Source organism: Allorhodopirellula heiligendammensis (assembly GCF_007860105.1).
Lineage (GTDB): Bacteria > Planctomycetota > Planctomycetia > Pirellulales > Pirellulaceae > Rhodopirellula > Rhodopirellula heiligendammensis.
The window spans coordinates 1,945,034-1,968,696 of record NZ_SJPU01000002.1 but is presented as its reverse complement, the minus strand read 5'-3'; the positions used below and the strand labels follow the sequence as shown (position 1 = coordinate 1,968,696).

The 23,663-nt window shown below is 56.0% G+C and carries 16 protein-coding genes; 11 read left to right on the top strand and 5 right to left on the bottom strand.

The window, feature by feature from the left end; genetic code table 11:
* The first annotated feature begins 23 nt into the window (after positions 1-23).
* From Poly21_RS27650 to Poly21_RS17590, 6 genes are all read left to right on the top strand, one after another.
* Entirely contained in the window at positions 24-611 is a 588-nt protein-coding gene (locus Poly21_RS27650; RefSeq protein ID WP_302119400.1) for a hypothetical protein, read from the top strand.
* A gap of 26 nt (positions 612-637) precedes the next feature.
* Positions 638-2,860 carry a cation:dicarboxylate symporter family transporter gene (locus Poly21_RS17610; protein ID WP_146408192.1) on the top strand — a complete coding sequence of 741 codons (2,223 nt, stop codon included), beginning with the start codon at positions 638-640 and terminating at the stop codon, positions 2,858-2,860.
* Positions 2,861-3,209: 349 nt separating this feature from the next.
* Complete coding sequence (locus tag Poly21_RS17605) at positions 3,210-4,529, top strand: DUF1501 domain-containing protein (protein ID WP_146408191.1); 1,320 nt, start codon at positions 3,210-3,212, stop codon at positions 4,527-4,529.
* Positions 4,530-4,579: 50 nt separating this feature from the next.
* Positions 4,580-7,069, top strand: a complete 2,490-nt coding sequence (locus tag Poly21_RS17600; protein ID WP_146408190.1) for a PPC domain-containing protein — start codon at positions 4,580-4,582, stop codon at positions 7,067-7,069.
* Between the two features lie 104 nt (positions 7,070-7,173).
* Positions 7,174-9,633: a DUF1549 and DUF1553 domain-containing protein gene (locus Poly21_RS17595; protein ID WP_146408796.1), complete on the top strand. Its 2,460-nt coding sequence runs from the start codon at positions 7,174-7,176 to the stop codon at positions 9,631-9,633.
* A 9-nt stretch (positions 9,634-9,642) separates the two neighbouring features.
* Complete coding sequence (locus Poly21_RS17590) at positions 9,643-11,658, top strand: c-type cytochrome domain-containing protein (protein WP_146408189.1); 2,016 nt, start codon at positions 9,643-9,645, stop codon at positions 11,656-11,658.
* A gap of 120 nt (positions 11,659-11,778) precedes the next feature.
* Here Poly21_RS17590 and Poly21_RS17585 read toward each other — a convergent pair whose 3' ends face one another.
* Positions 11,779-14,721, bottom strand: a complete 2,943-nt coding sequence (locus Poly21_RS17585; RefSeq protein ID WP_146408188.1) for an FAD-binding and (Fe-S)-binding domain-containing protein — start codon at positions 14,719-14,721, stop codon at positions 11,779-11,781.
* 303 nt (positions 14,722-15,024) lie between these two features.
* Between Poly21_RS17585 and Poly21_RS17580 the strand changes: the two genes are divergently transcribed.
* Positions 15,025-16,044, top strand: coding sequence for an RHS repeat domain-containing protein (locus tag Poly21_RS17580; protein ID WP_146408187.1), 1,020 nt, complete (start codon positions 15,025-15,027; stop codon positions 16,042-16,044).
* A gap of 187 nt (positions 16,045-16,231) precedes the next feature.
* On the opposite strand, the gene Poly21_RS17575 is transcribed toward Poly21_RS17580, so the two are convergent.
* Positions 16,232-16,441, bottom strand: a complete 210-nt coding sequence (locus tag Poly21_RS17575) for a hypothetical protein (RefSeq protein WP_146408186.1) — start codon at positions 16,439-16,441, stop codon at positions 16,232-16,234.
* 452 nt (positions 16,442-16,893) lie between these two features.
* On the opposite strand from Poly21_RS17575, the gene Poly21_RS17570 reads away from it, so the two are divergent.
* On the top strand, positions 16,894-17,970 hold the full coding sequence (locus Poly21_RS17570; RefSeq protein WP_146408185.1) for a transposase: 1,077 nt from the start codon (positions 16,894-16,896) through the stop codon (positions 17,968-17,970).
* Between the two features lie 583 nt (positions 17,971-18,553).
* Here the strand turns inward: Poly21_RS17570 and Poly21_RS17565 are convergent.
* The gene (locus Poly21_RS17565) at positions 18,554-19,879 is read right to left on the bottom strand and encodes an SAM-dependent methyltransferase (protein ID WP_146408184.1); all 1,326 of its coding nucleotides are present in this window, start codon (positions 19,877-19,879) and stop codon (positions 18,554-18,556) included.
* A gap of 275 nt (positions 19,880-20,154) precedes the next feature.
* Here Poly21_RS17565 and Poly21_RS17560 point away from each other — a divergent pair, with 275 nt between their 5' ends.
* Entirely contained in the window at positions 20,155-20,409 is a 255-nt protein-coding gene (locus Poly21_RS17560; RefSeq protein WP_146408183.1) for a DUF3302 domain-containing protein, read from the top strand.
* On the top strand, positions 20,406-21,530 hold the full coding sequence (locus Poly21_RS17555) for an HlyD family secretion protein (protein ID WP_146408182.1): 1,125 nt from the start codon (positions 20,406-20,408) through the stop codon (positions 21,528-21,530). Before Poly21_RS17560 ends, Poly21_RS17555 begins: the two co-directional genes overlap by 4 nt.
* Before the next feature lie 194 nt (positions 21,531-21,724).
* Here the strand turns inward: Poly21_RS17555 and Poly21_RS17550 are convergent, their stop codons facing one another.
* A complete protein-coding gene (locus Poly21_RS17550) occupies positions 21,725-22,453 on the bottom strand; it encodes a hypothetical protein (RefSeq protein WP_146408181.1) in 729 nt (242 codons plus the stop codon).
* Positions 22,454-22,799: 346 nt separating this feature from the next.
* Between Poly21_RS17550 and Poly21_RS27645 the strand changes: the two genes are divergently transcribed.
* Positions 22,800-23,126: a hypothetical protein gene (locus Poly21_RS27645; protein WP_302119394.1), complete on the top strand. Its 327-nt coding sequence runs from the start codon at positions 22,800-22,802 to the stop codon at positions 23,124-23,126.
* A gap of 115 nt (positions 23,127-23,241) precedes the next feature.
* On the opposite strand, the gene Poly21_RS17540 is transcribed toward Poly21_RS27645, so the two are convergent.
* The gene (locus Poly21_RS17540; protein WP_146408180.1) at positions 23,242-23,562 is read right to left on the bottom strand and encodes a lipopolysaccharide assembly protein LapA domain-containing protein; all 321 of its coding nucleotides are present in this window, start codon (positions 23,560-23,562) and stop codon (positions 23,242-23,244) included.
* Between the last annotated feature and the right edge of the window lie 101 nt (positions 23,563-23,663).

Below are 23,663 nucleotides of genomic sequence, written 5' to 3'. Positions count from 1 at the left end.
ATTTTTGAAACGGAAGGAAGACAATGTTCATTCATACGAAGCTTCACACGGGCCTAATGGTTGCTGGTCTGATGTGCCTACTGGCCCCCGGCTCCGCACTCGCCGGACATGGCAAAGTACTCGATCAAACGGGCTGCATTTGCTGCCCGGTTTGTGACCATGTTTGCAAACTCGATGCTAAAAAGGTGGAGGAAGAAAGGGAGGGCTTTCAAGTGGAATCCAAAGCGATTTGCATTCCACGAGTCGTCTTTCCTTGGCAAAAGGAACGCCGAGCGGCTTGCGCCTCGTGCGATTCCTGCGGCGGCCAGGGATGCATCTCTTGTGTTCACAATGGTGCGCGAATCCGAAAGGTCTGCGTCCTAAAAACAGAAAAGTACAAGTGCCCAGCGTGCAAGTACTCATGGTCGGCGGAAGAGAAGAAGCAGGGCGACTGCGGCTGCCACGGAGGCTTGAACTGCAACTGCCAAGGCCCTTGTGACGCGGGTCAGGGCATCACCGTTTCTCCATCCGTACCCCAACCTATGCTGCAAGATGAAACAATTCGTACTGCGGACGCACAACCTGGACTGACCGACTACTATCTACCGTCCAAGCAGTATTCACAACGATAGAGGTTGTCTGATTGACGGGAGGCACTATGCAAAATGAGAAATCTGCGCGCGGAATCGACCGCACGGCGTCGACCGGGGTACGCCGGTGGATGCGGTGGGGCCTATCGACGCAGATTTTGCTGGGGCTTCTATGTGGACTAATCACTGGACTGTTCTTCGGCGAGATGTGCGCGCCACTTTCGATTTTGGGCGATGCCTTCGTCGGCCTACTGCAGATGACCGTGTTGCCATACATCATGGTGTCGCTGGTCGCCAGCCTAGGCCGACTCTCCTTGGGAAACAGTAAACGGTTGGTCAAGATTGGGGGAACGGTACTACTGGTGCTCTGGGCCTTCACCTTGGGCATTGTCGCTATACTGCCGATGGCCTTTCCCGACTGGAGATCGGGCTCCTTTTTCAGCACGGCCATGATTGAGTCACCCGCGGAGGTTGACCTAGTCTCGTACTTCATTCCCGCGAACATCTTCTCCGCGCTAGCGGCCAACCACGTTCCCGCAATCGTGCTCTTTAGCCTGTGCATGGGGCTGGCGTTATCAAAAATCCCGCAGCGCGAAAAACTCCTCGACCAGCTCGACATCTGTGCCGCGGCGTTAATTCGAATTAGCGGCCTCGTCACTCGTCTGGCGCCCATCGGCATATTTGCGATCGCCGCCAGCACAGCGGGAACTGTGTCACTGGCCGAGGTCAGCCGCTTGCAGGTCTACCTGGTCGCCTACTCGGGTGGCGCGATTTTCTTGGCGTTCATTGTGCTACCGCTCCTGGTCACGACACTCACCACGCTGTCGTACCGCGAAGTCATGCGAGTCGTGAAGGAGCCGATGCTAACAGCTTTCGCGACAGGCAAGCTAATCATTGTCCTACCGATGCTCATTCACAATACCGAGCAGCTCCTGCGTCAACATCCCATCAATAATGGCGACGACCGTTCACCTCCCGCCAGTGCGTTATATGGGGTCGCCTACGCCTTCCCGCATGTGGGCAAATTGCTGAGCATGCTGTTCATTCTCTTCGCGGCGTGGTTTGTCGGGACACCGGTGAAGACCAGCGTTTACCCCGGTCTTCTCGGCAGTGGACTGTTTGCCTACTTCGGTGGTCCCATCATCGCGATCCCCTACCTGCTGGACCAAATGCATCTGCCGCATGACATGTTTCAGCTCTTTCTGATGTCGGGAGTATACGGAGAGCGATTGGGAGATGCCGTGGGTGCCATGCACTTGTGCACGCTCACGCTGATCTCAATTTTTGGTTTGAATCGAGCACTCCAATTCCATCCCTGGCCACTGTTGAAATACGCCATGGTCACGGGCACCACGGGTATCGCTATTCTGCTTCTCATCAGCGTGACACTCAATCATTTTGTCACCACTGCTTCGGACCGGACCGAGCTCATTGACAAAATTCACCTCCTCGAGCAGCCAGTTCAAAATGTGGTGATAGAGGTTCCGGCCCCAAACCCGGATCCGCTACTGCCCGATGAGACATTGCTGCAACGCATTGAACGACGGGGCATTTTGCGAGTTGGCTATAACGAAGACAAAGTGCCATTCGCGTTTTTCAATGCACAACGACAGCTCGTTGGCTACGACATTAACATGGCCCATGTACTGGCGCGTGATCTCGGAGTGACGCTGGAGTTCGTTCATTTCGACCGCTCCACGTTGGCTGACCAACTCGATGCTGACCACTTCGACGTTGTCATGTCGGGCTTAGTTGGAACGCTCAAACGCGCGCAAAGCATGCAGCATTCATCAAGCTATTTGGATGTAAATCTAGCGCTGGCTGCTCCCGATTTTCGGGTCCAAGATTTCCGATCACTGCAATCCATTCGCGCACAACACAGCTTCACGATCGGAGTGGTTGATTTGAGTCGAGGATTCACCGATCGACTGCGCACTGCGATCCCCAATGCTGAACTGGTCGAAGTCAAACGTTATCGCGATTTTTTCACCGGGAAGCACGACGACATCGATGCGCTGCTGATCAGTGCCGAGAGTGGCTCCGCATTCACCCTGATGTACCCTCATTATGAAGTTGTGATCCCTGAGGGCCTGCACGTCCAGCTCCCGTTGATTTACGGCATTGGTCATCGTGACGCCGAGTTTTGCGACCTACTGGAACACTGGATTTCGCTACGACAACGTGACGGCACGGCCGAAGAATTCTACGACCATTGGGTTCTCGGCAAGGCACCTGCAAGGCACCAGCCCCGCTGGTCCATCATTCGCGATGTGTTGCACTGGGTGAAGTGAACCGGAACCCTCAGTATTAAATTTGCAAACAAATGTTTGACAAGGTCGGCAAATCTGCTACTTTAAGTCTATAGCGGTATAATGCAGCGATTGTAGTGGCTGCGACGACATACCGCTCCCACCCGTTTTTCGGTCCAAGCCTGCGATTTCGCTAGCTTAGTCCGTCCCACCTCCCGCCAATTTGTTATTCGCTTACGCAACGAGCAGTTCGCCAACAATGGCGATGCGCTCGAACAAATTCCCACCTCGCGTTTCATCTGAAGCCTCCTGCACAGTGAAAATCCATTTTTACTGCGTGGAAATTTGGTAGAAACTTCACTCCCCCGCTCTTTTTGAGGAGCCGACAACGATGTTGTGTCACGGAAATCCATTGACCCGTTCGGGTCTGTTCGGGCGTCGCGGCTTTTTAATGGCCGGTGCTGCCGGCGGCCTCGGGTTGTCGCTACCCGACTTGTTGATGCGGCAAGCGGCAGCCGAGATGAAGCAATATGACTTTATCAAAGCCCGTGCCAAGAGCGTGATTCACGTTTTTCTTCCCGGTGGTTTGGCGCAGCAAGAGTCGTTTGACCCTAAACCTTACAGCCCGCTGGAATACCGAGGAGAACTCGGCACTACCAAGACCAACACGGGCGAAGTGGTCTGCAATTCAATACCGAAGCTAGCCCAGCAGGCCGACAAGTACTGCGTGATCCGCAGCATGACGCACGGCGAAGCGGCTCACGAACGTGGCACGCACAACATGTTCACCGGTTACAAGCCGAGCCCAGCTCTGCAGTACCCGAGCTTTGGTGCGGTGGTTAGCCACGAATACGGGCCGCGTGACAATATGCCCGCTTATATCTGCATTCCCAACATCCCGAATGAGTTCGCCGGCACAGGCTATCTGCCGAGCAGTTACGGTGGCTTCGCGCTCGGTGCGGATCCGGCACGCGATGACTTTCAGGTCCGAGATCTCAACCTCGCTGGCGGTGTCGACGCGGAGCGATTTGTCCGTCGCAAGGCGGCACTGGAACAGATTAATCAACGCTTCGTCTCGACTACCAGCGCTGACAACGTCGGTGCGATGAATACCTTCTACGAGCGGGCTTATGACTTGCTCGATACACCCGCTGCGAAGGAAGCCTTCGATCTGTCGAAAGAAGACCCGAAGATGCGCGATCGATATGGTCGCAATCAAGCTGGCGCACGGATGCTGATGGCGCGGCGTTTGGTGGAGGCTGGCTCACGTTTAGTGACGTTGACCTACGGTGGATGGGACATGCATACCGATCTCACGGGAGGTATGCAGCGTCTGATGCCAGCGCTTGATCAGGGCCTCTCGGTGCTGCTGGAAGACCTCAGTGAACGCGGCATGCTCGACGAAACCCTGGTGATGGTCACCAGTGAGTTTGGACGGACCCCGAAAATCAATAGCGATGCCGGTCGTGATCACTGGCCAAAAGTGTTCAGCGTGATGCTGGCTGGTGGCGGGATCAAGGGCGGCATGATCCATGGTGCCTCCGACGCCACGGCGACCGAACCGGAGCTCGATCCGGTTTCACCCGCCGATCTAGCGTCGACGATGTATCACTTGCTCGGCATTGTCTCGGACAAGGAATTGATGGCCCCGGGTGGCCGTCCCATCGAGATCGTCGATGGTGGCAAGGTAATTCAAAAAATCATCAGCTAGACGCCGCTTGGTCTGATCACCTGCTACTCCCTCCCCAGAGATTGTTCCCAATGCAACGATACCCCCGCCATTTGAAGTGCCGGATCGTCGCGGTCGCTTTGGCTTCGCTGCTGGCTGCTGCCGTCCCGGCCAGTGCCGCGTTCCCCGTCGTGAGGTACCACCAACCGCTCGGCGTGACACGCGGAGGTGAGGCTACTGTCGTCTTGAAGGGAGAACGACTCTCCGATGCCCGCCAAATCTTATTTGATCAACTAGGCGTCGAAGTTCTCGAAGTCAAACCGATTGATGACAAGTCGGTGGAACTGAAAGTCAAGACGAGTTCGGAACTCGCACCGGGGCAGTACTCGTTCCGCTTGATCACCGCCAGTGGTGTCACGAATCTCCGATTCCTTAGCGTCGGTGCGATGCCGATGGTCGAAGAGGTCGAACCCAATAACGACTTCACCGCGCCGCAGGACATTGAGATGAACCGCACGGTCGAAGGCAATGTCGATCGTGAAGATGTGGATTGCTTTCGTGTCTCGCTCAAAGCAGGCGAAAAACTGACAGTTGAGATTGAAGGCATTCGTCAACGATGGGACCTTCAGAACCGTGACATCCTCGATCCCTACATCGCGATTCTCGACGACAAACGGTTCGAAGTTGCGGTCTCCGATGATTCGATGCTTTTCCAACAGGACGGGGTATGCTCGTTCACGCCCGAAGAAGATGGCCAGTACACGGTATTAATCCGGGACAGTTCATTTCTCGGTCAGCGTGACGTTTGTCGCTACCGTGTACACATCGGTTCTTATCCACGCCCCACCACCGTGATCCCCGCCGGTGGTGTGCAAGGTGACGTGCTGCAGGCCAAACTAATTGACATTGACGGCAATATCACCGAGGCATCCTTGCAATTGCCCACCGACTTGATCGATCCAGCGAATGGTTCGGCTCCGCCGACGCAGCCCTATCCCGTGATCACCAAGGATGCGTCAGGCATCACACCTTCGCCGAATTGGATTCGCGTTGGCGACCTGCCTATCGTGACCGAAACTGAACCCAACAATGACCATCGCAAGGCCCCTCTGTGCTCTGTGCCGGCACTGCTATGCGGTGTCATCGAAGAACCCGGTGACTATGACTGCTTTGCATTTGAGTGCAAGAAAGGTGAGAAATTCCGCGTCCGGCTGTTCGCTCGCGAAACGCTGCGATCACCGCTCGATGGTGTGATGAATGTTTTCGATGCAGACGGAAAGGCCGTCAAGAGCAGTGACGACAGTGGCGGCAAGCCAGATGGGTTCTTTGACTTCACTGCCGCAAGCGATTCGCAACACACGATCCGCATCTACGATCACTTGCGTGGAGGCAGCCCGCTACACAACTACCTGATCGAGGTCAGCCATCTCGAACCGAGCTACCAGATCGATCTGAAAGAGTTGCGTCGCGATGAAGCCATGGTGGTTCCGGTTCCCATCAACGGCCATGGAGCCATGGTCGTGGTCGCCAAACGGGACCAATACAACGAATCATTTGACGTGGAGATTGAGGGCTTGCCCCCTGGCGTGACAGCAAAGACATTCCCCATGCCGGCTGGCCGCGTCGAAATCCCCGTGGTACTCAGCGCCGCCCCTGACGCGGAACTTACCGGTGCTCTGTTTGATGTCCGCGGCAAGGGAAAACTCGGGGATGGCGAGCTCACCTCCCGCCTTGAGCAATACCACAAAATCGTGCTGGGGCAAAATCGTCGGGCGATGCTTGACTACCGCACATCGCGAGCCGCGATGGCGGTCTGCGAAGCGATGCCATTCTCAGTGGAACTCGTTCAGCCCAAAACGCCTCTGCTGCGGCGTGGCTCGAAAGATCTCACGGTGCGTGTCAAGCGTGATGAGGGATTTGACGGCCCCGTCTATTTTAAAACCCTCTACAACCCGCCCGGTGTGGGCGTTAACAACAGCCGAAAAATTGACAAAGGCCAAACCGAAGCAAGCATCCCAATCACAGCCAATAGTAACGCTGCCATGGGAGCATGGCCGATGATCATGCAGGTCAGCTATGGCACCAAACTCGGTACTCAAACCGTGGCCACAGCTCCGATCACGATTGATGTCGAAGACGCTGTGTTCAATTACACCTTCCCCCGTGCGGCTGCTGAGACAGGGCAAGAAACGAATCTGTCGATCACGATGGCGAAAATCCGGGATCTCGAAGGCGATATCGAAGTTCAACTGGTCGGGTTGCCGAACGGCGTGACCTGCAGCGCCCCGTTGCAGAAGGTCAACCTCGAAAGCACAACGGTTACCTTCCCATTGACGATCGCAGCGGATGCCAAGACCGGCATGCACAAAACTCTCAATGTGCAAACGCTTATCCATCGCGACGGTGAAACGATGATCCAAACGGATGGCACGGGTGAAATCCGCATCGACAAACCGATCGTGAAAAAAGAACCTGCCGCTGAGCCGGAAAAGAAGCCTGAACCCGCTCCTCCAAAAACCGATGCACCTGCCAAGCCGCTCAGCCGGCTCGAACAGCTTCGCCTTGAAAAGGAATCCTCATGATCCGATTTCGTCCTGTTTCCGCCACGACGGCGCAGACAGCTGCATCGCCGTCGCCTGCGATCGCCACCGTGGAATCGACCTGCTTGTCCCACGGATGGCTCGTGATGTATTTCGCGGCCGCTGCTGCCTGCCTGCTCCTTTCAGGGGCTGCTCATGCCGCCTCACCCGATGCACCGGTTGCTCAGTCGGATCCGCGTAAAACAATCGAGCTGGACGTTTACCCACAATCGATCTCGCTTAACTCAGGTGAAGACTTCCAGTCCATCGTCGCCGTCCTGCGGCGAGAAGATGGCGTGACGCTCGATGTGACCGATCGCGTTCGATGGTCACTGGAAGACGAGTCACTCGCAAAGATCGATGGACATGTCGTGCGGCCTGTGGCCGATGGGACCACCGTCCTGGCAGGGCACTTTGAGGATGCACTTGTCCAGGTCAAAGTCAGTGTGGAGAACGCAGCGACCAATCCACCGGTGAGTTTCGCCAAAGACGTCATGCCTGTCCTCACGCGGTCAGGATGCAATACGGGCTCGTGCCACGGGGCGGCTCGCGGTAAAGATGGATTTCGATTGAGCCTGTTCGGATTTGATCCTCAAGGCGATTACCAACGAGTCACACGTGAGATCGGTGTCCGGCGAATTAATCTTGCTGTGCCCAGTGAGAGCCTGTTTTTAAAGAAAGCCACCGGAGCAGTTCCGCATACCGGCGGAAAACTCTTTGACGTTGAAAGTGACTACTACGCCACACTGCTGCGTTGGTTGGAGGCTGGCGCCGTCAACGACCCCGCCGACTCACCGCCCCCCGCTGTCACCTCCGTAGCCATCTACCCTCCCCAAGCTGTGCTGGAAGGCGAAGCAGCGATGCAGCGGATGGTTGCTGTGGCGACCTACGCCGACGGAACGACACGCGACCTCAGTCGACTGGCGGCATTCTCTACCAACAACTCTCCGGTGGCCTCGATTGAGCAGGACGGTGTCGTCACCGCCGGTTCACGCGGCGAAGCCTTCGTGATGGCCCGGTTTGATACTCACACGGTGGGTAGTCAAATCCTGACCTTACCCGCTGATTTGAAATACACCCCGCCGGCCCCCGAACCCGGCAACTATGTCGATCAACTCGTCGACAAGAAACTACAACAGCTGCGACTCGTCCCGAGTGGTCCGTGTACGGACGCGGAGTTCATCCGCCGGCTGACCATCGATATCACCGGCCTGCTGCCAACCGAAGAGGAAGTACTTCGTTTTACCGCTGATCCCGCTCCTGATAAACGTGAAGCGCTGGTGGATCAACTGCTCGAACGAAAAGAGTTCAGCGAGATTTGGGCGTTGAAGTTTGCCCAGCTCTTGATGATCAAGAGCAGCAATGTGGTCAGCAAGAAATCAGCGTTGCTTTACGCAAGCTGGTTGACCGATCAGTTCGCTCGCAATGTCCCGATCAATGAAATGGTGCACGATCTGCTCACGAGTACGGGTGGTACCTTTGGCGAGCCAGCGACCAATTTTTATGAAATTGAACGTGACACGCTGAAGACATCCGAAAACGTGGCGCAGGTCTTCATGGGGATTCGCACCCAATGCACCCAATGCCATAACCATCCGTTCGATCGCTGGACGATGAACGATTACTACGGACTGGCAGCGTTCTTTGCCCAGGTCGGCCGCAAACAGGCAGAGGACTACCGCGAGAAGATTGTCTTCAACCAATTCAGCGGAGAGACCAAGCATCCTGTTACAGGCAAAACGGTGGCACCGAAATTCCTCGGTGGGATCGAACCCGATACCAAGGGCAAGGACCGTCGTGAGGTGCTGGCAGACTGGTTGGTGTCACCGGAGAATCCGTTCTTCGCGCCCAGCATCGCCAACCGTGTTTGGGCTCACTACATGGGTGTCGGCATCATTGACCAAGTGGATGATATTCGCGTCAGCAACCCGCCTACCAATCCGGAACTGCTTGCTAAACTTGGCGAAAAACTTATCGAGTACGACTACGATTTCCGTAAACTGGTGCGTGATATCTGCGTCAGTCGAGCGTACAGTCGCAGCAGTCTCGCTAATGAGTCCAACGCTCACGATACGCGAAATTACGCCCACGCAGTGATCCGGCGGATTCCTGCAGAGAGCCTGCTCGACTGCCTGTGCCAAGTCACCAATTCACCCGATAAATTCAGTGGGTTGCCGCTGGGCAGTCGCGCGGTGCAAATCGCCGATGGTGCGGTATCGAATTACTTCCTGAACACCTTCGGACGATCGCCCCGACTGACCGTCTGCGACTGTGAGGCCACGACGTCGCCGTCACTCTCGCAGGCACTGCATCTGCTCAATGGTGAATCGGTGCATAACAAGATTGTGCGCAGCAAGGTAATCTCCAAATGGCTTGGCGAAGAGAAGCTTACCCCTGACCAAGTCCTCGATCGAATCTACATACGCTCACTGGCGAGAATGCCTGACGACACCGAGCGTACCGCGACACACGAGATGCTCGCCGCCGAAGGCGCCAACGCGAATCAAGTGCTGGAAGACGTTTTCTGGGCGGTGCTGAACGGTCGTGAGTTTGTTTTCAATCACTAAATAACCATCATGAATTTATCTCGATTGCTAGTGGTCGGTTCGTTCGGCCTGACATTAATGTCCGCGCCCCTGGTGTTGGCGGCTCCTGCCGACGACGCTGCTGCGGCTAAGAAAGTGACGTACGACGATGACATCAAGCCGATTTTTCGGCAGCACTGTCTGACGTGCCACAACCAAAGCGATAAACGCGGCGGTCTCGCGATCGATTCGTACGGCGCGCTCCTGGAGGGTGGCGGCAGTGGTGAAGTGGTCTATGACGATGGTGATCCTGAAGCCAGCCGATTGTGGCAACTCGTGAATCATGACGACACACCCGTCATGCCACCGGAGCAACCAAAGATCGCGGCGGAACAGCTGGCGACTTTGAAAGCCTGGATCGAAGGCGGCATCCTGGAGAATTCCGGCAGCACGGCCAAGGCAAAGAAAAAGAATTCACTGGCTTTCGTCGCGCCCTCGAGCGGCAAACCAGAAGGACCACCGCCGATGCCGGCTACGCTGCCACAGAAAGTGCCCGTGGTGACCGAGCGAGCTGCCGCAATTACGGCCATTGGCGCGAGCCCGTGGGCACCACTGATCGCGGTTGCCGGACAGAAGCAAATCGCGCTGTATCATGGCGAAACCGCGGAACTGCTCGGGATCCTGCCTTTTGAGGAAGGTGTGGCCCAGTCGTTGCGTTTCAGTCGTGACGGTCGGTTTCTGATCGCAGGCGGCGGTGCACACAGCGTGCTTGGGATCGCTGCGGTCTACGAAATTGAGACGGGCAATCGCGTCGCCTCCGTCGGTGATGAACTCGATATTGTATTTGACGCTGATTGCAATGACGACATGTCTCGAATCGCTCTGGGCGGTCCTCAGAAAATGCTGCGGATCTTCGACGCCACCGACGGGACCTTGCTGTTCGACCTGAAAAAGCACACCGATTGGATCTACGCCGTGGCCTTCAGCCCGGATGGTGTGCTCGTCGCATCGGCCGACCGGGCAGGCGGCTTGGTTGTCTGGGAAGCCTCGACGGGACGTCAGTTCCTGGACTTAACTGACCACAAAGGTGCGGTTAACTCCATCTCGTGGCGTGATGACTCCAACGTACTCGCCAGTGCCAGCGATGATGGCACGGTGAAACTGTGGGACATGGTCCAAGGCAAAGCGATTAAATCCATTAACGTTGGCGGCGGGCCTGTGACCGCGGTGCGATTCGACCACAAGGGACAATTAGTAACCGCGTCCAACGATCATCGTGTTCGCTTGTTTGATGCGTCTGGAAATAAGACCAAAGAGTTTCCCCCAATGGCAGAAGCAGCATTGGAAGCCGCCATTACTCACGACTCCAGCCGCGTGGTATATGGCGACTGGACAGGCACCGTACAGTTGACCACGGTTGCCGATCCGCCCGTCGCGACGCCCTTGGCGGCCAACCCACCGCCAGCCGCCAAGCGACTCGAAGCGGTCGAAGCGACGCTGGCGTCAATCCGTACGAAGCTCGAACCGCTGGCAGCCGCACAGCAAGCTGCCAAGGCGAGTTTGGATACCGCCCAGCAGCAGCTGAAGGACGCCGAGGCTGCGCAGGCCGCCGCTGTCGCTGCAGTGCAACAAAGCCAAGCTAAGGAAGCCGCCCTCCGGCAGCAGTCCCAACAGCTCGGCGAAAAACTACCCACCATGATTTTGAGCTCTCGCGATCAACATGACGCCGTGATCGCTGCTCGCATCGGACTCGGTGACGCTGTCGACCCAGCCAAGATTGAGTCGGTCGCGGTAGCCGAAACCAAACTCGCGACATTGATGACGGAGATCGCCAATACCCGCCGCGAGGCAATCGATGCTGTCAACAAAGCCGATGCAGAAAAGACTGCGGCAACCGAACTGGCTGCCAAGATCAAACCTGCTGAAGAGTTGGTCCAGCAACGGCGAAGCGAAGTCGGCGCCGCTACAACAGCCTACGAGCAAGCTCAGCAGGCTCACGACGCTGTCGCGGCAGAAATGACCGAGCAAGACCGCAAGAAACAAGCCCTCGCCGCAGCTGTGCAATAGTCGTGGATCGCTCCGCCGATCCACACCTCCCTTTCACACTTTCGTAGTCTCCCGAAGCGTTTAGCGCAATCGCTCCCGCCAGTCTTGTTTTATTCTCGATCGACGGAGCGATCCGCGACTTCAGCGCAGCGCGTCTCGCAGGATCTCGGCGGGATGCAGTGCGCGGCGTGGGGTGGCGTCTCGGATTTGGTGGCGGCAGGACGTACCCGCTGCGGCAATGATCGTGTCCTCGCTCGCCTTCCGAACTGCGGGCAATAGAACGAGCTCACCAATCTTCATCGAGACGTCGTAGTGCTCACGCTCGTAACCGAACGACCCGGCCATACCGCAACACCCACTGGGGATTAACGAGACGCGAAAATTGGTGGGGAGCGTCAGCATCTGTAGCGACGAAAGCATGTTACCGAGAGCTTTCTGATGACAATGGCCGTGGACAATCACGCTGCGCTCGTCATCAACAAACGCATCCGCGCGGATACGTCCCTCGTCAACCTCGCGAGCAAACCATTCATCCAGCAGCAGACAATTTCCAGCTAGTTTCACCGCATCCAGATTCTTGTCGTCACCGACCAGTTCGGGGTACTCATCACGAAATGAGAGGATGGCGGAGGGCTCAATGCCGATCAATGGCACCTCCGCGCTGACCACTCCGCTGAGCAAATCAACGTTCTGCCTCGCGATATCCCGAGCTTGGCGTAACATCCCCTTCGATATCGAGCTGCGCCCGCTTTCAAGATGGTCAGGGATCTCAACCTCGTACCCCAGACGTTCAAGAAGTTCAACGACTGCGATCCCAATTTCAGGTTCGGAATAGTCGGTAAACTCGTCGGCAAACAGCAGAACTTTGCGTCCGTTGGCCGGCAATCCGACAAAACGCTGTGTTCGCTGGTGAAACCATCGCCTGAAAGTTCGCCTCGCGGTGGTGGGAATCGATCGCTGCGGGTGAAAGCCAATGATACGATTCAGCAACCGGCGAATCACCGGTGTGCGTACGCACGCATTGAACAGGAAAGGGGCGATGCTGACCATTCGTTGCGCCCGAGTGTAGCCAGCAATCATGCGACTGCGTAGCGGCACACCATTGGCATCATAGTAGTGCTGGAGAAATTCAGCCTTCAACTTAGCGACGTCCACGGTCGAGGGGCATTCCGACTTACACCCCTTACAGGACAGGCATAAATCCATCACCTCTCGAATCTCCTCGTTATCAAACGGGTTTGTTTTCGTCGATGAGGTGAGTATTTGCCGTAGGGTATTCGCACGCGCTCGCGTCGTATCTCGCTCGTTGCGTGTCGCCATGTAGCTCGGACACATCACCCCTCCGGCGAGCTGCGTTTTGCGACAATCGCCCGACCCGTTGCACATCTCAGCGGCGCGGAGTATGCCTTGATTCGCCGAGAAATCGAAGATCGTCGCAATGTTCTCACCCGATGTCTGACCCGGCCGGTACCTCAGCGACTCGTTCATCTGAGGTGTGTCGACAATTTTGTTCGGATTGAACACGCCGTCAGGGTCCCACACGCTTTTATATTCACGGACCAGCTCATAGTTAGCAGGACCAATCATCTGCTGCAAGAACTCTCCACGGAGGCGACCGTCACCATGCTCGCCCGACAGCGAGCCACGATATTTTTTAACGATTGTCGCAACAGTCGAGGCCACATCGCGGAACAACCGCTTGCCATCTTCCGTCTTGAGATTGATGATCGGCCGCAAATGTATTTCGCCCGAGCCAGCGTGTGCGTAGTGGACGCACTTCAGGCCGAAGTTTGCTTCGAGTGTGTCGCCGATTTCAGCGATGTACGCGGGAAGGTCTTGGACGTCGACAGCCGTGTCTTCGATGACCGGTACGGTTTTGTCGTCACCCGGAATATTGCCGAGCAAGCCCAAGCCTGCTTTTCGCAGATCCCAAACCCGCTCGCAGTCGCTGCCCAGCAGGATCGGAAAGTGATATCCCAAGCCGGCAGCAGACATCGCCGCCGCAATCCGTTCGGCCGCACGTTGCACTTCCTCATCGCTGTCACCACGCACTTCGGTAACGAGAATCGCAGCCGGATCACCTTCGATAAAAAACCGGTTCTGGCGGTGTTCGGAACTTCGCTGAGTACAGCCGAGGATGACATCGTCGATCAGCTCGCATGCGTTAATATCAAACTTGACTGCGACCAAGGTAGCCGTGAGAGCGTCTTTCACGTTGTCAAAATGTGCGCACAGCAATCCGCTCCGCGGCGGTGGCAACGGCAAGATCCGCAGCTTGATCTCGGTTGTGAAAAACAGAGTCCCCTCGCTCCCAGCGACCAATTTGCAGAAGTTGAATGGCTCATCAGAGTTCATCAACATGTCCAGTGCGTAACCGGTGTTTCGCCGGTGGATGGTTGGTTTCGGAAACTCGCGAGTAATCTCCGCCCGCACCGAGGGATCGCTGAGTCGATCGCGTGTGTGCTGATAGATTCGCGTTTCGAGTGAATCGGGACCGCTGCACTTTTCCGAAACCTGATCAACCGTCAATGCAGTAAACGTCGTCGCGCTGCCATCAGACAGAAACCCGCGAAGCTCGAGCAGATGATCCCGGGTACTGCCGAATTTCAGGCTGTTGCTCCCACAGGAATTGTTCCCCACCATCCCGCCGATCATAGCCCGATTCTGTGTCGAGGTTTCCGGAGCAAACCAATAACCCAAGGGCGCCAAATGGCGATTGAGTTCATTGCGAATCACGCCAGGCTGCACCCGCACCCACCCTTCAGCGGCGTTGACCTCGAGGATCTCTGTAAAATGGCGGGAGACGTCGACGACAATGCCGCTGCCCACGACTTGACCGGCCAGCGACGTGCCGGCGGTGCGTGGAATCAAGCCGATGTGGTGCTGGCGCGCGAACCGGATCAAACCGCAGATATCATTTTCCGACTTCGGAATTGCCACTGCCGCTGGCATCTCTTGATAGGCCGAAGCGTCGGTGGCATAGATTCGCCGCATCAGATCGCCGGTATGCAGATCGCCGTCCATGGAGCGAGCAAGTTGCTCCCATTCGGCAGCATTGGGTTTGGCGGTGGCGGTCATTCTCATGAACAGTCATGCTTTGGTGGGCGACGGAGAGACAGTCGTATTCAGCCCCTGGACGTCCGTCCAGAGATGGTGGCCCCATTGTAGCGCAGTCACCCATCGGCGACAGCCTGCCTGGATCATCACTGACTCAACCCCGTTCGCCTCAACCGGCACGCCATTCAACCCGCACGCTATTCAACCGGCAAGGGCGTGCACCGCAGCACCTTTGGAACGGTGAAGAGGTACAATTGCCTCACGGGCGAGCATTGGCGGTATCCAACTCGATCTCCCGATGCATCACCTCGCAAGCGGATCCAAGGCACCATGAGATTTTGCGGCCCCGATGCGATCACCCACTTTAACAATGACGCCCCAACTGTAAGAACAATCAGCAGCAACCTGTCCCACTGCCACCGCGGCCAACAGTACAGCGTCATCGCCCTGACCAACGGCGGTGGTGCGATCACCGAAAGGTACGCCTACGATGCGTATGGTACGCCTACGATCACCGATGCTTCGGGCACAGCACGCACCGTCAGTGTTGACAACAACCGGTATACGTACACGGGTCGTGAGTTCGACGAGGCCCTGACGCTGTACCACTACCGTGCCCGCATGTACGACTCGGTGGCTGGTAGATTCTGCTCCAGAGATCCGATCGGGTACGAGGATGGATTTGCTCTATACTCCAACTATATGTCTCTTAGTTTTGTCGATCCGTCGGGATTGCTTTCAGGACAAGGTCTTCTCAATTCAGTGTCGCTTGGCGGAACACTCAACTGGTCTGTTCCACTCGGCCCAGGGACAGTGAATTTCGAGATTGCAGCGGATGCGAAAATAAGCACTTGCTGCAGCAACGGGATAGAAGAGATCTACGCAATAGTAAGTGTGTCCGTGGAAGTGTACTATCAATTGGGTGTGTCTGTAGCTGCTCAAAAACCACCAAAAAAGGGAACCGGGGGAAGAAATGATCGAATTGATCGTCCGTGCTTTCCTGGGGTGAAAATCAAACGAAAGAACTATCTCAGAGAAAAGGAACGACTGTGCCCAGGCCCGAATAAGGGCGGTGGAGTAAAAGGCGAAAATTCGAGCGGTCCCTGCCCGACTGAGGGTGCCGAGATTACCGGCACAATTTTCGTCAGAGCGCAGGCTGGTATCTTCATTGGAATTCACGGATCAGCCAACCTTCCGGTGAGTACCGAGACCGAGTTTCCAGACGATATTGAAGGCAGCGTTGGAATGGGCTTCTCGGGGACCGTAGGCGCTTCGATCGACGTTGGCGGTTCAATCTCGGGCTCACTTGCGAAAAAAATTGGTGGTGGTCGGTGCTGTGAAGCAAACTAAGGCGTTGCGATCGCCGAGCCAAGAGAGCATGCTTCGGCGAACGTATTTAATTTTAGGCCGAGTGCGATTTCCGTTACTAATAGTGGGGATAATTCTATCTGGGTTAAACGTTCATGAGCAAATAGGGCGAGTTCGCTTTTTAGTCCACCGCGATAGTTACAGACAGGCAAAACTCGAGGTGATTGGCTCAGATTTCGAAGCGAGTGTCGGTGCAAATCGACTTAAATACAGGCATAAGGTATTGATTGCTATTCTCGAGGGAGAGGATATCCGCGTTGACGCTCGCGTTGTAGGTCATCAATGCTTGACTATAAGCCACAGTGAATACCCAAGTGATCGGCCACACAGCTGCGATGTCCTTGTCAATATGCGAGTTCCACCAGGGTTGCTCAAACAAGATTATGATTTGCGTGTAGTTGGCCTTCGTAGCTTTGGTGAAAATTGTTTCATAAAGACCCTCGCGATTCTAACGGTGTCGAATCTAGTTTTGGCCGCAGCCCTAGTTGTTTTTTGGTACCACAGACGCATTGGAAATGCTCTCAAGACCGATCAATGGGAGAGATCAAAGGTGTCGGAGAAAAGTAAGGTGTCCGGTACCGATTAGGCGATAACCCACACAGTGAACCGGAGAAAAACGACGCTTTTAAAGGCCACCGCAAGGTGGCTTTTCTTGTTGGCGGACACGAAGTCCGCCATCTTTGCGGCACGAAGCCGCCCAGGCGTGGGTTCTCTTCACGGGGTAGAAAGGGACAGGCAATTTCTGCTTGACCGTCCTGCTCAAGAGCGTAAGATGGCAATGGTCGTACCGGTTGTGCGGCCCTGATGGTCCTCTGCTCCGGAGTCGATGTGATGCCTCGTCAAGCTCGTGGTGAAGTTCTCGATCCATCCGAAGTGCAGGTGGTGCATTGCATTCAGAGGTGCGTGCGTCGTGCGTTTCTCTGTGGAGACGATCCGTTGACGGGCAATTCCTACGAGCACCGGCGAGGTTGGATTCGTGATCGACTGGAGTTCCTAGCTTCGGTCTTCGCGGTGGATTGCTTGACTTTTTCGGTGATGCATAACCACATTCACCTTGTCCTGCGCAGTCGGGCGGACGTTGTGGCGGCCTGGTCCGACGAGGAGGTGGCGAGGCGTTGGTTGCGGTTGTTTCCTCGGCGGCGAAATGAAGATGGTTCGCCCGCCGCCCCCAGCAAGCCGGAACTGGACATGATTCTCAATCAGCCTGAAGTGCTCGCTGAAAGACGCTCGCGATTGTCAGATATCAGTTGGTGGATGCGCTGCACGGCTGAAAACATTGCTCGGCGTAGCAACGCCGAAGAAAAAGTTACCGGCCATTTTTGGGAAGGTCGTTATCGAGCACAAATTTTGCTCGATGAATCCAGTTTGCTCGTGTGTGCGGCGTACGTTGATCTGAATCCGATTCGTGCGGCGCTGGCGGAAACTCCGGAGACCAGTGATTACACCGGAGCGAAGGATCGGATCGATGATCTTAGCGAACGAGAAGATCGGAGTCGGCCGAGCACTCACGACTGGGAGCGGAGTCGTCGTCGACGGCGTAGCGGTTGGATGAGTCCCATCGAGATTGATGAGCGATTCGATGACGTCGGTCCCGCAGTGGAGCCATCTGGACGTCGGGCGAGCAATAAGGGATTTTTACCGGTACCGATGGCGAGGTATTTGGAATTGCTCGATTGGACAGGCCGCCAGTTGCGTGCCGATAAGATCGGTCGCATTCCAGATCACCTGACCCCGATCTTGCAGCGGATCGGCTTGGACACCCACGGTTGGTGCGACGTGGTGCGAAAGTTTGGTCGCATCTTCAAGCGAGCGGCAGGCACGCCGGAGAGTCTCGCGGGTGAAGCGTGCCGTCGCGGTCAAGGCTGGTTGTGTGCCCGCGAAAACCCGCTGGGCCTCTCTTCGGTCTGAACCGATACCCATTCTTTTGATTTCGAAGTCAGCCTTCGCAGTGACCGCTGCGCGGTCAGTCGCTGGTCAGCAATTTTTGCTGGCGTCGTCCGCATCCAATCGCCGATTTTGCCAGCGATGCACTTGGTTTTATTCTGTCGGTCGCGCGCCGTATGCACGGATACTGTCCAATTTATGGGTGGCCCCTTTCTCATGTCATGATGGGTGGCCCCTTTCTCATGGGTGGCCCCTTTCTCATGATGGGTGGCCCCTTTCTCGCTCTGTGGGTGGCCCCTTTCTCACTTTTATGTGGGTGGCCCCTTTCTCGCCCCTTTCTCGGTGTCACTTCTCAGCCATGGGTGGCCCCTTTCTCACTCATGGGTGGCCCCTTTCTCAGCCCCCGACCAGGGCATCCACACGGCAGCATCTTAAATCGCGCCGTCGGTGGTACGGGAATTGGGGACTAGCTCAATGGGTGCCAGCCACATCGGACGCTCCCAGCCCCACCAGCACCAACCTTTCTAGAACGTTGGTTCCTCAAGAGGCGAGCGGATGCCTGTGCGACATCTGGCTCAGCCAGTAAAAAACGCTGCCGTCTGGCGACTTAGGCGGCCCGATAGAGGTGCTCGCGTGTGGGAGGCATGCCTGACAAACCTTTCTTGGCCCGCTTTGTAGCGACAACCTGATAGAGCTTGATCGATCCCGCGGTAAAACCAGCTGAGGCTCCGGCCAGGTAAGCGACCCATAAGTTGTATTTCTCACGACCCACCAACTCAATCGCTTGCTCGCGATTGGCCGATAGATTCTGACACCAGAACCGCGTGGTGTGGGCATAGTGTTCACGCCATGATTCCACATCATGGACTTCAAAGCCGTTCAGCTCGAGGCTCTCGGTTGTTTCACCGACCGGAGTCAGTTCCGAACCAGGGAAGATGTACTTCAGGATAAACTGGCGTTCGGGACGAATTCGTTGGGCAGCTTTTTTGCTTGTCTTGGCTCGGCGTGCGATCGCGTGATTGAGCATCACGCCGCGATCTCGGAGCATGGAATTGATTTTCCCAAAATAGCGAGGGTAGTTAGCTGCGCCGATGTGCTCGGACATCCCGATGCTGCTGATCTTGTCGTAGGTTCCCTGGTGGTCAGCGTAGTCGCAGATTTCGACCGTGACCTGATCCTGCAACCCAAGGCGTTCGATCTTGGCTTTGGCAAAGTCATGTTGTTCTTGCGAGAGCGTCACGCCGTGGGCGGTCACGCCGAAGTGCTTGGCGGCGTGACAGATCAACCCGCCCCAACCGCAGCCGATGTCGAGCATCCGCTCGCCTGGCTCGAGCCGTAGTTTGCGGCAGATCATATTCAGCTTGTCATGTTGGGCTTGGTCGAGCGAGTTTGACCAATCGGTGAAGTAGCCGCAGGTGTACTGCATCTCTTCGCCCAAGAACAGTTTATAGAAATCATTACCGACGTCATAATGGAACTGAATGTAGTCGGTGTTGTTTCGCGCCGACTCCTTGCGTCCGACCATATCATCGCGATACCCGTGATCGAGATCGCCAGTCTTGGTTTTGGCGAATAGGAAGGGGATTGTTTTCCGCACCACCATCGCCTTGCTAATCTTCTTCAGTTCGGCCCGGTTAGATCTCTCAGTGCGAAGAGCTTTGGTGAATTCGATCAGATCACCACCTTCGAATTCGATATGCCCGGTCGCGTACAGGCGTACGAGAGTTTCGAGGGTCGGACGCCGCAGCATCGAGCCGATCACGCCAGGGCCAGAGAGCGAGAGGATCAGACGCCCGTCTGCATTGGGGCCCAAAGGTACCACGCTGCCATCCCACAGCCTAACAGAGACGTTCAGGTCCAGCGGCCCGGCGATCGTGCGTAAAACTTCGGTGATCGAAGCGAGCTGCGTTTTGGCGGAAAATGGTGTACCCATCGGTGAAACTCTTTGAGCGTGTGGACGGCGAAATGGCGGTAGAGCGGTACCGCTAGGATGGAATGATTAGCAAAAGCCAGCAGATCAGCGTCAGGTCAAAACAGACGTGAATTCAAGCTGATTTCCGGTCCGATGCCGAATCACTGTCAGACAAGCCCACCGAGTTTCCCGGGGGCATCGCGAATGTCGCTGCCGTTTACCGGGCCACAGGGACGGGCTAGGATTAAGCACGAATCCAGTCAAAAGATCGAAATTACGCCCGGGGATCACAGGACATGTTTGATTTTGCCACATTCTTCGCGTGGTTTGTCATCGCGCTGTTGTTCTGCGTGTTCGTGGCCATCATCGTGGCGTTGGGGTCACTCCCCAAGAAGATTGCGATGAAACGAAATCATCCCCAGGTCGACGCCATCAATGCGGCGAGCTGGATTGGACTGGCATGCGGTGGGATTGGCTGGCCGATCGCGTTTGTGTGGGCATTCTTGAAATCGGGTAACGCGGGATACAACACACCGGAGAACGATGCGTGATTGCACTCTTTACAATTATCTACGTCCTCGGTATCTGGCTGTTCTACATCAAGATGCGGATCAAGCCGACGCCGACCAATGTGGCCATCGCGGCTTCGATCGGCTTCCTGACGGTCGGATTGATTACCGTGCTATGGCAATTTTCGTCACCAATCTCACGCAACTTGGTGGTGAATCGATATACCGTTCAGATTGTGCCGCAAGTCAAAGGCCCCATTGAAAAGATTTATGCTGAACCCAATGAGCCGCTAAAAAAGGGCAAGGATAAACTCTTCGAGATTCAAAAGACCCCCTACCAATTCACCGTCAACCAGCTCCGTGCGTCACTCGAGGCCGCTCAACAGACGGTCGAGCAGCTCAGTGCTAGCGTGACAGTTGCGGATGCTGCTATTCAAATCGCCATCGCCAATGAAGCCGCTGCGGAGGCGCAGTATCAATCCGCGAAAGATGCGGAAAACTCACTCGCGGGCACGATTGGGGCGGTGCAATTGGAACAGTACAAGCAAGAACTGCTCGCGTCAAATTCAAGCATCGACGAGGCCAAGGCTTCCAAGCTATCAGCGATCGCCGCGCTCGCCGCGGCAAAGAGTACGGTGGAATCCACCCGAGCGAATCTGGATAACGCGGAGTTCAACCTGGAGCAATGCACGGTCTACGCACCCGCAGACGGCTTCGTCACTAACTGGCAGGTCCGCGAAGGGTCGATGGCAGTCTCGTTTCCATTTGCGCCAATGGGAACGTTTATTGATACAACGGAAGCGAATGTCGTAGCAACCTATGGACAGAACGTTGTTAAGAACGTGAAAGCGGGAGATCAGGCTGAGGTTGTCTTCAAGTCGCGTCCAGGTGAAGTGTTTGCTGCCAAAGTCGTCGCTGTGATCCAGGCCAGTGGTGATGGGCAATTCACCACTTCAGGCCAACTCATCGATGCATCTACCATCCACTCAAGCGGTCAGTTTGCAGTCAAATTGAAACTTGACGACGAATCCGCAACGACTGCGATGGCCATGGGCACCACTGGGATGGCCACCATTTACACCGGTTCCGGCAGACCGTTTCACGTCATCAGCAAGGTGACGGTGCGTATCCAAGCATGGATGTATTACTTACTTCCATTTTAGGGCTGCTACGCTAGCACGCTGCCAAACCATATTACCGCCCGCTGCACTCGCGTTTTAGTTGAGTAGCTACATATCTACATCAGGGAGAGTCTTCGCCCTATCGCCTGCCGCCCAGTGCGGTTCCTGTCCGCGCAGCTAGGATCGAGCGGTTTCACTGCGACGATACTGGACAATCACTCAGACGCCCTCTCCGCTCAATACTCAGTGTATTCGTCGCGGCGTTGATAGAGCGGATCGATCACGCGACCGCACCACCGCACGAGCCGACCGGTGGTCGGCCATTTCCCTGCAATGGCGAGCACCGTCAGCATGCACAGCAATTCACCGAGAAGTAAGTCGGTTTGAACCACTGCGGCTAGACAGCCCGCAGCGGCAAAGCAACTGCTCATGATTAAAAAGTGCTGATCATGGACTCTGGCCAAACGGGCGCTGAGCCGACACGAACGATAGATCGCTTGGGTGGGATCGTCCCACTTGGAAATGAAACTGCGTAGCGACACGCCGCGATGGTGATATCGCAGGCTGTTCCGCAGACGGCGGCGGTGGGCAGCCCGATAAATGGGTATTGCCATCAATCCGACGCAGGCTCCAAGGGCGAAGCAGAGCAACGAAATGGCGAGCAGTCGGTTCGAGAGGGAGGCCATGAAATCATTGCGGCTCACCGGCATCAAGCTGAACCTTAGTCCCCACACGGCGACCGGCAGAATGGCCAAAATGACAAGCCATATTCGCAGCCTCCGGATCTGCTCGGCGAGACAATCGGGCTGATTTCGCCGGCGAAGGCATCGGGGTAGTCGACGCCGCAGCCGGACGCCCAGCACACGCCCTGCCCGCAGCAATGGGTTGCCTGCTCGATGCTGAGCTAGGCGGTCGATCGTCGCCTGACCACCCTGCCACACAACCGCAGTGTCAGCCGGGGTCATGGGATTAAATGATCGCGTTGAGATGAGGTTCCAGTGCACGAGACACCCATGGCAAACGGTCAGAAGCGAGCGAGGTAGTGGATACATGCGTCCGGGGATGAACTATCTCAGCTTAGCTCCGGGCCTATGCCACAGACGCCACCCCGCAGCAAATATGCGCAAACGATCGCGGAATGCCCCCTTCGATCCGGCATGACCGGTACGGGCGGCCAGTGCCTGCTGCGGGGGGGGATGTTGCGCGTCAAAAACTCGCTGGTCGCAGGGTGACCAAACGTGTCACCGGCCTAGCGAAGAATGTCTGTCGTTGAAGGGCATCGCCCATTCCCCGACCGCAAAGGATTTTTCGATGACTCAATTGACCCTGTTTTCTGACTTAACTGCTTCCCACCCCAGCGGCGTGAGCAAACCTGAGTTGGACACTTTGTCGAGACTCGCCACCTTGGTTCGAGACGGACAGGCTCAAATGAAGGCTCAATCGCAACGTCGCAGCCGGCCGATTCAGTCCATCGGCGACCTCGCCCAATCGGTCTTATTGCGTCACGACCTCGTGGCTCGCCGCCGCGCCGCTGCGGCAAGTCCAGCGGCTGTCGTAGCCGTTTCCCAGCCCACTGTCACACGCTTGCCTGTGGTCGCGGTGGAGCACGTTCCCGCATCCGTCCAGGTTGCCAGCTAGGCACCAGTCGCCGCGTTTTTGTAGCCGATGCGTGTCTCGGAGGGACACGCCCACTCAGCAAGAGTCAGGATTTGGCTGAAAATCGCCGATGAAAGAGAGCAGCGGAGGGTCCTGCTTACTTCGTCAATTCGTCGACGACATCATCCTGGTGACGGGTCCCAAACGATTTTTGACGTGGCGAATCTTGGGGGGAGAGTTTTTTTGATCCTGTTTTGACGCGTATTTTCTCCTTACCACGCCGATGACCTCGCCACATCGTGCAAACCGCCCCCAAGACGAAACTGAGGCCCGATGTCGCCAACAATAACAGCGTCAGCGGGTACCGCCCCTGGAAAAACAGAATCTTGAAGTCGACTCGGTCCTGGTTCTGGAACGCCACCACGATCATGGCCAACACCGCGAGCAAAAACAGAAAATAGCGAATTTTTTGTAGCATGACAGAATAGAATTGGATTCAAAAAAGATTTGCTAGCAAATGACTTTGCCAGCATAATGACAGGGACTCATCCGGCAAACCGGACCCTTCACCTAAGGTAG